Origin of the sequence: Ruminococcus sp. 1001136sp1 (assembly GCF_039841815.1) — a bacterium.
In the GTDB taxonomy this organism is placed as follows: Bacteria; Bacillota; Clostridia; order Lachnospirales; family Lachnospiraceae; genus Blautia_A; species Blautia_A faecis.
The window spans coordinates 20,897-28,231 of the sequence record NZ_JBDPGY010000034.1; the positions used below are offsets into that span (position 1 = coordinate 20,897).

Genomic DNA, 7,335 nt, shown 5'->3' on the forward strand with positions numbered 1-7,335 from the left:
AAGAGTCATGACCAAAGAGAGATAATTAAATCATGTAGATAGCTTATGGCAACAGCAGGTTGCTTTTCAGACTGCGGATTTATCGATATGATAAAGACAACGGAGGTGACGACTATGGAAACAAAAAAGATAATTCTTAAACTTAGAACAGAAAGAGGAATGTCACAGGACGAGCTGGCAAATAAAGTTATGGTGACGAGACAGGCAGTGTCCCGTTGGGAAAATGGAGATACAGTTCCAAACACTGATACACTTAAGCTCTTATCTAAAGAATTTGATGTTTCAATCAATACGCTTTTGGGAGAACCCAGAAAGCTGATCTGCCAGTGCTGCGGGATGCCAATTGAGGATGATTCCATATTGGGACGTGATGAGGATGGCACATTAAATGAGGAGTATTGTAAATGGTGCTATGCAGATGGAACATACACATATAATGATATGGATGAATTGATTAATGTGTGTGTAAAGAATATGGTAAATGAAAACTTTACCGAAGAACAGGCACGCTCTTATCTGAAAGAAATGCTTCCAAAGTTAGATTACTGGAAAAGGTATGATGAACTTAGTGACAATGGGCAGTTTGAAGAATTTAAAATGCAATTGATAAATGAAATAAATGATCTGCATATAGACGGACTTCCAAGGGTAGACAAACTAAATGCACTTGTAGGGAAATATGTGAATCTGGAATATACTCTGCCTAATGGACAAAAAGTGAAATTCCTTGATGATCAGAAAACCTATCTGGGGAATCAACTGGAGTCTGAATTTGGAGGAGACAGGTGCTTCGGTATTCTGGCAAGTATGGATTTTATTCTTGTATGTACATATGAGAAGAATGGTGAAAATCCAGAGCTGTTGATTTATAAAAAGAGATAATATAAGCAAAAAGAAAAGTCTTGACAAATAAACGATCGTTTACTATCATTAAGATGTAAACGGTCGTTTATTTATTTTGGAGGAAATGCGCATGGGTAATAGGAAAGAGGAAATATTAATTGTGGCACTGCATCTGTTCGCCAGAGATGGTTATGAGGCTGTCTCAGTCAGCCAGATAGCAGGAGAACTTGATATGACAAAAGGGGCATTATACCGTCATTACAAAAGCAAAAGAGATATTTTTGACTGTATTGTGCACCGTATGGAGCAGCAGGACGGTGAGCGAACCAGAGAGAATGAAGTGCCAGAAGAGAGTATTGAAAAGACACCGGAAGAATATCAGAACGTATCACTGGATGATTTTGTGGAATATAGCAAGTCTATGTTTGAATACTGGACAGAGGATGATTTTGCATCATCGTTTCGGAAGATGCTGACAATAGAGCAGTTTCGCAGTGAAGAGATGCAGAATTTATATCAGCAATATCTGGTATCCGGACCGGCAGAATACGTGAAGGATCTGTTCAAAAATATGGAAATAAAAAATCCAGAAGAAACTGCAGTTAAATTTTATGCAAATATGTTTTTCTATTATAGCATGTATGATGGAGCTGCAGATAAAGCGAAAGTAAAATATCAGTTTGAACATATGCTGGATAAAATTGTAGAAGAAATAAAACAGTAAAATAAGAGCCAGACGCTTAAGACGCAGAGCCGTTAATTCTGATACTGAAAAATCAGGATTATCGATTTTTATTTACGCAAGTAGCGAGAAAAATCGCATGCTTGCATGCAGATTTGGCGAGCACCGCGATAACTCGAGAAACTCGCAAAGCGTGTTTCTCGTAGTTTTTAAGAGAGGACATAAAAGAAATGGAAAAAAGTAATATTATAATTCGTTTAGAGAAAAAGGAAGAATATCAGAAAGTAGAAAATCTGGTAAGAGAAAGTTTTTGGAATGTGTATCGTCCAGGATGCCTTGAGCATTATGTATTGCATCAGCTCAGAAATGATCCGGCATTTGTTCCGGAACTGGATTTTGTGATGTTTCTTAATGAAAATGGCAAAGAGGGTAAGCTGATCGGTCAGAATATGTTAATGAGAACGGCTATTAAAGCGGATGATGGAAGGAATATTCCAATTATGACGATGGGACCAATCTGTATCAAGAATGAATATAAGCGGAAAGGATATGGTAAAATCCTGCTTGATTACTCATTGGAGAAAACTGCAGAGCTTGGCTGTGGAGCACTATGCTTTGAAGGAAATATTGATTTTTACAGTAAGAGTGGATTCAGGCAGGCAAGCGAGTATGGTATCCGTTATCATGGATTGCCAGAGGGAGAAGATGCATCATTCTTTTTGTGCAAAGAGCTTGTACCTGGTTATCTTGATGGGATTACTGGAGAGTATGCCACACCGGAAAGCTATCTTGTAGATGAGAGGGAAGCAGAAGAGTTTGATAAGCAGTTTCCATATAAAGAGAAAAAGGTTACTGTGAACGGAGTGAACAGTAACTATGAAACAGATAAGAATCTTTTGGACGATTATCTGAAATGGTTTTGTGAGGAGAATGCTGTATGATAAAGAAAAAGAGTTTATTGAATTATTGCGGATTACTTGGAGTAGCAGCTTTTTTGTCATATACAGCAGCGGTTGTATTTTCACCGCTCGCATATCCGGGCTATGACTGGATGGCACAGGCGGTAAGTGATCTTAGCGCATCGAATTCACCATCGCTTCGGTTATGGAACCAGTTAAGCAGCTTGTATAATGTATGTACTCTGGTGTGTGCAATGATGGGAGAGTATATCATATATTATCGGGGCAGAATTGCCGGAGGCATATATGATGACAGGTTACTTGTGAAACCGACAAAATCTGCAGTTTCTTATATGGTAACTGCGACTTATGAATTACCATATGAAGGGGCAAAAGAGATGTTGTTCGTAGAAAATGTTGACAGTAAAGAATACCTGGCTGGACTTTTCAATGCAATGTATGATGAATTGCCGGTTCATAAATCAAACAATAAAAAGAAATCTTTGAATAATCTGTAATTGTTGGGTGGCAAAATTTGACACTACCGCTGGTGAAAAGGAAAAAAAGAAAAATAAAATGGTGTAAACAAACAAAAATCAGCTGTGAAGACTATTGAAAACAATACGCTTCTCATAAAAATATGCCCAAAAACCAGACAAGTCAATACGTCATTTAAAAACAAATTCTTAACAAATAATGAACTTATCATACAGAAAGGCGGAAAAGCCCGGAAATACAGTATTTGTGCGGCATTGGGGAATTTTGTACCTATCGTATCTTATCGTAATTTATCGTATCTTGAATCTGATTGGACAGTATTGTGTTTCAAGGACTTAAAGACGAAGAAAGTTGTTGGAGAGAAATAATTTCCAGCAACTCTGTCTTTAATGAATAGAGTTCATTTTTTTATTCAACTATTCCCATGACATATACAATATGTAAATGTGCAATTCAAATATCAGTTTATGCTAAGTGTAAAAATAATAATAATTACTATTATTGACAAAAGAATAATTATCATGTATAATACAGATATATAAGAAACAAAGTGTTAGAAAAATTGCTAGGAACTTGGTAACAAAAATAAATCGACATTGAAAAGGGAAAATGACTATGAAAAAATATGAATGTGAACCATGTGGATATATTTATGATCCGGCAGTAGGAGATCCAGACGCCGGTATCGCTCCAGAAACTGCATTTGAGGATATTCCAGATGACTGGACATGCCCAATCTGCGGATTAGGAAAAGATGTTTTCGTTCCTGTAGAAGACTAAGCAGAAAATGCAGGTACGAAACTGCCAGACATTAAAAGAGCCTAAGAGAACATATAAAAGAAATGGAGGTCAAATTATGACTTACGATTTAAACATTACCTTTGATGACAATTTAGTAACAGGAAATAAAACAATCGATACACAGCACAAAGAATTGATTGACCGTATTCAGAACTTTGTAATTGCCTGTCAAAATGGCGACAGCAAGGTAAAGGCAATCAAACTTCTGGATTATCTTAACGAGTATACTGACTTTCATTTTAAAGAAGAAGAAGCACTTCAGGAAAAAGCCGGTTATCCAGAGCGTGAAAAACATTATGAAAAACATGAAGAGTTTAAAAAGACAATTCAGGAACTGTATGAATACCTTCAGGAGTATGAAGGACCAACAGATCGGTTCAGTGAACTTGTACAGAAAAATGTAATCGACTGGCTGTTTGGACACATTAAAACATACGACCGCTCTGTGGCAAAATTTATCTTTATGAAACAAAATCCAGATCGATGCTAAAATAAACCAGGGAACGAGTTCACTCAGAATGTAGACAACGTGATGAAGTAAACTAGGGGCTGTCATAATGCAGCCCCTTTCCTGTTATAGCGATATTCTAGGTAATATATTGCGCTGGCATGACATATTATTTTACTACTACTATATGGGAAGAGCAAGCAGCTCTTCTTTTTTTGTCCTTTTTATCCAATTTTAAGTTGTAAAGTCTCTTTTCATGCCAACAGAAATATGCTAAATTGATTTTATAGAACAAGATATAATTCCACTTATATATCTGAGGAAAATGAATGAAAGAGAAAACTATATATGAGAAGATTGCAGAAAAGTATAACACAACACCAGAAGAAGTACGCAGAGAAATGCAGATAGCCATAGATGCAGGATTTGTTAATCCTGACCCGGCAGTGCAGGAAGAATGGAAGAAAATGACACTTAAAGGAGACAGGTCTACACCGGAAGAAGTAATCAATTACGCAGTAAAAAAATTAAAAGGAAATTAAAAATATGAAGAAAAAGATAATTGCAGTAATTTCAAGAACAGCAATCTTGATAATTGCTGCAGGAAGTATTTATGGGAAATTTGAATCCAGTCATAAAGAAGGCGAACCAGATGTAGTTGGAACTTTTTCTGTAAATCGGGATGAAAATATAACTGTGGTCGCAAATAGGGAAGATATTGAGGATAGAGAAGCGTTTGCAAGAAAACTTTTGCAGATGTACAAGGATGATTCTTTTCATTCGACAAAATTCTCCACAGACAGAGGATATGCGACGAGCATTGATATGAACATCTATTTATGGAAAGAAGATATTGAAGACGGGGAATCGGTAATGACAGCCGAATATAGACCTGTAGAATACGGAAAGGACTATGATGTTGTCAATAATCCTGATAAATTTCAACTATATATAGATGGAAAAGAGATTAAATAGTAATCTCCTGAAAGCAAGCTTTTTGTCAATTATTTCAAAGAAAAATTAAAGGATAACAATACATAGTTTTGACAATGATATTTTGAAAAATTTTATAGGAATGTTCTATTATCAAATTGACATAGGAATATGGTAGCGTATAATTAGAATTGAATACACTGAAAAAATGGAGGAATTACATGAAAGCACATAAATATTGGTCAGTAGGAGCATTGATCACAATGCTTGGGACTTTTTACACTGGATATAAAAAGCAAAAATCAAGTCACAAATACTTTGCTTTAAGTTCTATGTTATGTATGGTAATGGCGATATATACAGGTCATAAAATGATTACCGGGAATAGGAAGAAAAAGGCGAATAAAGAGAAAGATACAGAAAGGGAGGGATAAATAATGTTGGAAGTAGGGGTTAAGGCACCGGATTTTGAGTTGCCAGATCAAAATGGGAAAATACATAGATTATCGGATTATACAGGAAAAAAAGTGATTTTATATTTCTATCCCAAGGATAATACAGCGGGATGCACGAAACAGGCATGTGGGTTTTCTGAGCGATACCCTCAGTTTACCGAAAAAGGAGCAGTTATTCTTGGAGTCAGTAAGGATTCTGTATCCTCTCATAAGAGATTTGAGGAAAAATATGGATTGGCATTTACACTTTTAGCAGATCCAGAGCGGAAAGTTATTGAAGCATATGATGTATGGAAAGAAAAGAAAAATTATGGAAAAGTCTCTATGGGAGTAGTAAGAACCACATATCTTATTGATAAACAGGGGATTATTATAAAGGCAAATGATAAAGTCAAGGCTGCAGATGATCCTGAAAATATGCTCAAGGAATTAGATTAATGAAGATAATATTATCCCCTGCTAAAAAGATGATTACAGATACTGACAGCATAGCGCCGGATGGATTGCCTGAATTTATTGAAAAGACGACAGAGATACAAAGTTGGTTGAAAAGTAAGTCAAAAGAAGAACTGAAGACTATCTGGAAATGTAATGACAAAATTACAGAACAGAACTTCAATAGATTGGAAAACATGGATCTTTATCATTTACTTACCCCAGCTGTCTTATCATATGAAGGAATTGCTTTTCAATATATGGCTCCATCCGTGTTTGAGGACAGTCAGTTCGAGTATGTACAAAAGCATTTGAGAATAATATCTGCATTTTATGGTGTGTTAAAACCAAGGGATGGTGTGACGCCTTATCGTTTGGAAATGCAGACGAAGGTTGGAATAGGAGAAACAAAAAATCTGTATGAGTACTGGGGAGATTTATTATACCGCTCAGTGATTGATAACAGCAGGATTATAATCAATCTGGCATCGAAAGAATACTCTAAGTGCATAGAAAAATATCTGACACGACAGGATAGATACATTACGATTACATTTTGTGAGTTATCAGGAGATAAACTGGTGACAAAAGGTACATATGCTAAGATGGCCCGTGGTGAAATGGTTAGGTTCATGGCTGAAAACAGAATTGAAAATCCTGAGGATATTAAGAAATTTGATAGACTAGGCTATTCATTCCGCTCTGATTTATCATCAGATGCAGAATATGTTTTTGAACGGAAAAAATGATGATTGAATGATTATTTTAAATAAAAGGTAATCAGTAATATTGATTATTATAATAATAGAAGGAGGAACAAACTAATGAAATATGTATGTGACGTTTGCGGATGGGAATATGATGAAGAGGAAGGTTATCCTGAAGGTGGTATTGCACCAGGAACAAAGTGGGAGGACGTTCCAGAAGATTTTGAATGCCCATTATGTAATGTTGGAAAAGATCAGTTTTCAGAAGTTGAATAAAATTCTGATTATTTAAATACGGCTAGATAAACAAAAACCCTGGTGCGTGTGAGCAACAGGGTTTCAGACTGTAGACAAACTTGGTGTTGGGTGTTATGCCCAGCACCATTTTTCTTTTAAAACTTCTTTTCTTTTTATTTTCTTCAAAATCAACAAAAATCTGGCTGTGTTCCAACCTCGTTTTTCCAGGATCTTTGCCAGTTTTTTCAGATTCATGCATGCAAAGGTAAGCCCGGCTTTCATTTCCATCCGTGCTTTTTTCCAGAATCTTTGAAAAGATATGCTCAAAAAGGTCTGTATCTTTGAAACGGCGGGTATAATTCTTTCCAAATGTAGAGAAATGAGGTACTGGATCTAA

General features: G+C 36.0%; 13 protein-coding genes. 12 read left to right on the forward strand and 1 reads right to left on the reverse strand.

Annotated elements, in window-relative coordinates; genetic code table 11:
- Positions 1-114 precede the first annotated feature (114 nt).
- From ABHC48_RS19370 to ABHC48_RS19425, 12 genes are all read left to right on the forward strand, one after another.
- Positions 115-882, forward strand: a complete 768-nt coding sequence (locus ABHC48_RS19370; protein ID WP_195699405.1) for a zinc ribbon domain-containing protein — start codon at positions 115-117, stop codon at positions 880-882.
- A 91-nt stretch (positions 883-973) separates the two neighbouring features.
- Positions 974-1,567 (forward strand): TetR/AcrR family transcriptional regulator, encoded by a 594-nt coding sequence (locus ABHC48_RS19375; protein WP_195699406.1) that lies wholly within the window; start codon positions 974-976, stop codon positions 1,565-1,567.
- 188 nt (positions 1,568-1,755) lie between these two features.
- The gene (locus ABHC48_RS19380) at positions 1,756-2,466 is read left to right on the forward strand and encodes an N-acetyltransferase (RefSeq protein ID WP_195699407.1); all 711 of its coding nucleotides are present in this window, start codon (positions 1,756-1,758) and stop codon (positions 2,464-2,466) included.
- Positions 2,463-2,942, forward strand: a complete 480-nt coding sequence (locus tag ABHC48_RS19385) for a DUF998 domain-containing protein (protein WP_243284497.1) — start codon at positions 2,463-2,465, stop codon at positions 2,940-2,942. Before ABHC48_RS19380 ends, ABHC48_RS19385 begins: the two co-directional genes overlap by 4 nt.
- Positions 2,943-3,537: 595 nt before the next feature.
- The gene (rd, locus tag ABHC48_RS19390; protein ID WP_015524975.1) at positions 3,538-3,702 is read left to right on the forward strand and encodes a rubredoxin; all 165 of its coding nucleotides are present in this window, start codon (positions 3,538-3,540) and stop codon (positions 3,700-3,702) included.
- 76 nt (positions 3,703-3,778) lie between these two features.
- Positions 3,779-4,213: a hemerythrin family protein gene (locus ABHC48_RS19395; RefSeq protein WP_019161195.1), complete on the forward strand. Its 435-nt coding sequence runs from the start codon at positions 3,779-3,781 to the stop codon at positions 4,211-4,213.
- 287 nt (positions 4,214-4,500) lie between these two features.
- Complete coding sequence (locus ABHC48_RS19400; protein WP_195699408.1) at positions 4,501-4,713, forward strand: sporulation initiation factor Spo0A C-terminal domain-containing protein; 213 nt, start codon at positions 4,501-4,503, stop codon at positions 4,711-4,713.
- A gap of 4 nt (positions 4,714-4,717) precedes the next feature.
- Complete coding sequence (locus ABHC48_RS19405) at positions 4,718-5,146, forward strand: hypothetical protein (protein ID WP_195699409.1); 429 nt, start codon at positions 4,718-4,720, stop codon at positions 5,144-5,146.
- A gap of 179 nt (positions 5,147-5,325) precedes the next feature.
- Positions 5,326-5,538, forward strand: a complete 213-nt coding sequence (locus ABHC48_RS19410) for a DUF6219 family protein (RefSeq protein WP_005421604.1) — start codon at positions 5,326-5,328, stop codon at positions 5,536-5,538.
- Positions 5,539-5,541: 3 nt separating this feature from the next.
- Entirely contained in the window at positions 5,542-5,997 is a 456-nt protein-coding gene (bcp, locus tag ABHC48_RS19415; protein WP_195478322.1) for a thioredoxin-dependent thiol peroxidase, read from the forward strand.
- Positions 5,997-6,743, forward strand: a complete 747-nt coding sequence (gene yaaA / locus ABHC48_RS19420) for a peroxide stress protein YaaA (RefSeq protein WP_118583128.1) — start codon at positions 5,997-5,999, stop codon at positions 6,741-6,743. Before bcp ends, yaaA begins: the two co-directional genes overlap by 1 nt.
- A gap of 75 nt (positions 6,744-6,818) precedes the next feature.
- Positions 6,819-6,977: a rubredoxin gene (locus ABHC48_RS19425; protein WP_005339874.1), complete on the forward strand. Its 159-nt coding sequence runs from the start codon at positions 6,819-6,821 to the stop codon at positions 6,975-6,977.
- Between the two features lie 93 nt (positions 6,978-7,070).
- Here the strand turns inward: ABHC48_RS19425 and ABHC48_RS19430 are convergent, their stop codons facing one another.
- Complete coding sequence (locus ABHC48_RS19430) at positions 7,071-7,226, reverse strand: hypothetical protein (RefSeq protein ID WP_173770323.1); 156 nt, start codon at positions 7,224-7,226, stop codon at positions 7,071-7,073.
- Between the last annotated feature and the right edge of the window lie 109 nt (positions 7,227-7,335).

What these genes read in the sequence shown, in the direction of transcription:
- ABHC48_RS19385 (WP_243284497.1), top strand. Translation starts at nt 2,463, where the DNA reads ATGATAAAGAAAAAGAGTTTATTGAATTATTGCGGATTACTTGGAGTA.
- ABHC48_RS19425 (WP_005339874.1), top strand. Translation starts at nt 6,819, where the DNA reads ATGAAATATGTATGTGACGTTTGCGGATGGGAATATGATGAAGAGGAA.
- bcp (WP_195478322.1), top strand. Translation starts at nt 5,542, where the DNA reads ATGTTGGAAGTAGGGGTTAAGGCACCGGATTTTGAGTTGCCAGATCAA.
- ABHC48_RS19380 (WP_195699407.1), top strand. Translation starts at nt 1,756, where the DNA reads ATGGAAAAAAGTAATATTATAATTCGTTTAGAGAAAAAGGAAGAATAT.
- yaaA (WP_118583128.1), top strand. Translation starts at nt 5,997, where the DNA reads ATGAAGATAATATTATCCCCTGCTAAAAAGATGATTACAGATACTGAC.
- ABHC48_RS19410 (WP_005421604.1), top strand. Translation starts at nt 5,326, where the DNA reads ATGAAAGCACATAAATATTGGTCAGTAGGAGCATTGATCACAATGCTT.
- ABHC48_RS19370 (WP_195699405.1), top strand. Translation starts at nt 115, where the DNA reads ATGGAAACAAAAAAGATAATTCTTAAACTTAGAACAGAAAGAGGAATG.
- ABHC48_RS19375 (WP_195699406.1), top strand. Translation starts at nt 974, where the DNA reads ATGGGTAATAGGAAAGAGGAAATATTAATTGTGGCACTGCATCTGTTC.
- ABHC48_RS19405 (WP_195699409.1), top strand. Translation starts at nt 4,718, where the DNA reads ATGAAGAAAAAGATAATTGCAGTAATTTCAAGAACAGCAATCTTGATA.
- rd (WP_015524975.1), top strand. Translation starts at nt 3,538, where the DNA reads ATGAAAAAATATGAATGTGAACCATGTGGATATATTTATGATCCGGCA.
- ABHC48_RS19395 (WP_019161195.1), top strand. Translation starts at nt 3,779, where the DNA reads ATGACTTACGATTTAAACATTACCTTTGATGACAATTTAGTAACAGGA.
- ABHC48_RS19400 (WP_195699408.1), top strand. Translation starts at nt 4,501, where the DNA reads ATGAAAGAGAAAACTATATATGAGAAGATTGCAGAAAAGTATAACACA.
- ABHC48_RS19430 (WP_173770323.1), bottom strand. Translation starts at nt 7,226, where the DNA reads ATGGAAATGAAAGCCGGGCTTACCTTTGCATGCATGAATCTGAAAAAA.